The following is a 2,096-nucleotide window of genomic DNA, read 5'->3' on the forward strand; positions in this document are numbered from 1 at the left end:
GGGGCCGGCCGTTCGGCCGGGCGCCGCACCGGGGGTTCGGGCTCCCGCGCGGGGTCGCCGGAGGAGGTCCCGTCCCGTTCGGGAGGACCGTCGTCGCTTTGTTCGCCGTCACGCGGTTCGTCGCCCAGGGCCCGGGCCGCCCGCCGTTCCAGCCCCGAACGCCCGGCCAGCAGGCGGATGGCGGTGCTGAAGCGTTCCGTCGGGCGCGCCTCGTTGAGTTCGTCCTGCCTGCGGAGCCACATCGGCACCAGATAGGCGGCCCAGGCCCCTACGATGACGGCGTAGATAAGGCCGCTACTGCTCACGATTCACACCGTACGGGCGCCGGGGAAGGCCTGGCAGCAATTTGGCGCGGCGTGTCGTGTGATCAAGCTGATTCTCCGACTATTTTGCCGCTATTTGTGGGGGTCCGGTGCCCCTTCGATGCCATATCGATATTTCTTTCGAACATGTATTCAATTACTGCGCTCGCGCCCGGAACTGAGCGCCCGCCAGCGCTCCAGCATCCCCTCCGGGACCTCCTCGTCGGTCAGCGCGTAGACGAGGTGGTCGCGCCAGTCGCCGTCGATGTGGAGATAGCGCGGCCGGATTCCCTCCGAGCGGAAGCCGAGCTTTTCCACCACACGCCGGCTCGGGCCGTTCTCCGGGCGGATGCAGACCTCGATCCGGTGCAGTCCGAGCGTGCGGAAGCAGTGGTTCACCGAAAGCGCCACGGCGGTCGGGATGATGCCGCGGCCGGCCACGCCCTCGTCCACCCAGTACCCGATGTTCGCCGAGCACATCGAGCCCCAGGTGATCCCGCCGACGGTCAACTGGCCGACCAGGCGGCCCTTGTGGAGCACGACGAAGGGCAGCATCCGGCCGGCCGAGGCCTCGCCGCGCAGGAAGCGGACCATCTGCCGGTACGTCGGCCGGGGGCCGCTCACCCGACCCGCCGGGCCGGGCGGCACGGTGGCCTCCCAGCGGCGCAGCCAGTCCCGGTTGCGGCGGCTCACCTCCTGCCACTCGCGCTGGTCGCGCGCCCGGATGGGGCGCAGCACGACGTCCCCCTCGTGGAGTTCTACCGGCCAGCCGGCGTTCAGTGGGTTCTCCCGGTCGCTGGGGCGTCGGGCCGGGGATGGTCCCCGCCCCCGAGCTGGTCGACGGCGTGGGCGAGCAGCGGCTCCAGGACGGCCAGGCCGTCCCTGACGCCGCCGGTCGAGCCCGGCAGGTTGACGATCAGGGTACGTCCGGCGAGCCCGGCGAGCCCGCGGGAGAGCGCCGAGGTCGGCACCTTCTCCCGGCCGTACGCACGGATGGCCTCGGCGATGCCGGGGACCACCCGGTCGATCACCCGGGCGGTCATCTCGGGGGTGAGGTCCATCGGCGAGATGCCGGTGCCGCCGGTGGTCAGCACCACGTCGTAACCGGCCGCGACGGCCTCGCGCAGCACGGCCTCCACCGGCTCGCCGTCCGGGACGACCCGGGGGCCGTCGGCGGTGAAGCCCATCGCGGTCAGGCCGGCCACCAGCAGCGGGCCGCCTCGGTCCGCGTAGACCCCGGCCGAGGCCCGGTTGGACACCGTGACGGCCAGCGCCCTCCCGGCGGGCACCGCGCCGGCCGGCGCCGTCACGCGTCCACCTCCGGCGCGAACCAGTCGCCGCTCTTGCCGCCGGTCTTGCTCAGCACCCGGACGGACTCGATCGTGGCACCCTTGTCCACCGCCTTGACCATGTCGACGACAGTCAGCCCGGCCACCGCGACGGCGGTCAGCGCCTCCATCTCGACGCCGGTGCGGTCGGCGGTCCGCACGGTGGCGGTGATCTCGACCGCGTCGTCCGCGACGGCGAGGTCGACCTTGACGCCGGAGACCGCGATCGGGTGGCAGAGCGGGATCAGGTCCGGGGTCTTCTTGGCGCCCATGATCCCGGCGATCCGGGCCACCGCGAGGGCGTCGCCCTTGGGCACGCCCTCGCCGCGCAGCAGCTCGACCACCTGCGGGGAGACCCGCACCCGGCCGGCCGCCACCGCGGTGCGCGCGGTGGTGGCCTTCTCGGAGACGTCGACCATCCGGGCGGCGCCCTGGTCGTCGACGTGGGTGAGGCGGTCGCCGGGGG

At 73.0% G+C, this 2,096-nt stretch carries 3 protein-coding genes and 1 pseudogene; all 4 read right to left on the bottom strand.

The genetic code is table 11. The features are described 5' to 3' along the window. Positions 1-305: pseudogene (locus ACIQOV_RS38820) on the bottom strand (hypothetical protein); the annotation flags it as partial. Positions 306-455: 150 nt separating this feature from the next. Continuing rightward, a complete protein-coding gene (locus tag ACIQOV_RS38825; RefSeq protein WP_401055538.1) occupies positions 456-1,082 on the bottom strand; it encodes a GNAT family N-acetyltransferase in 627 nt (208 codons plus the stop codon). Continuing rightward, complete coding sequence (locus ACIQOV_RS38830) at positions 1,079-1,612, bottom strand: molybdenum cofactor biosynthesis protein B (RefSeq protein WP_401055535.1); 534 nt, start codon at positions 1,610-1,612, stop codon at positions 1,079-1,081. Before ACIQOV_RS38830 ends, ACIQOV_RS38825 begins: the two co-directional genes overlap by 4 nt. After that, positions 1,609-2,096: cyclic pyranopterin monophosphate synthase MoaC (gene moaC, locus ACIQOV_RS38835; RefSeq protein ID WP_401055536.1), on the bottom strand; the 488-nt coding region annotated here is incomplete at its 5' end. The genes ACIQOV_RS38830 and moaC, both read right to left, overlap by 4 nt.

It is taken from the genome of Kitasatospora sp. NPDC091257, from assembly GCF_044757675.1.
Classification (GTDB): Bacteria; Actinomycetota; Actinomycetes; order Streptomycetales; family Streptomycetaceae; genus Kitasatospora; species Kitasatospora lactacystinica.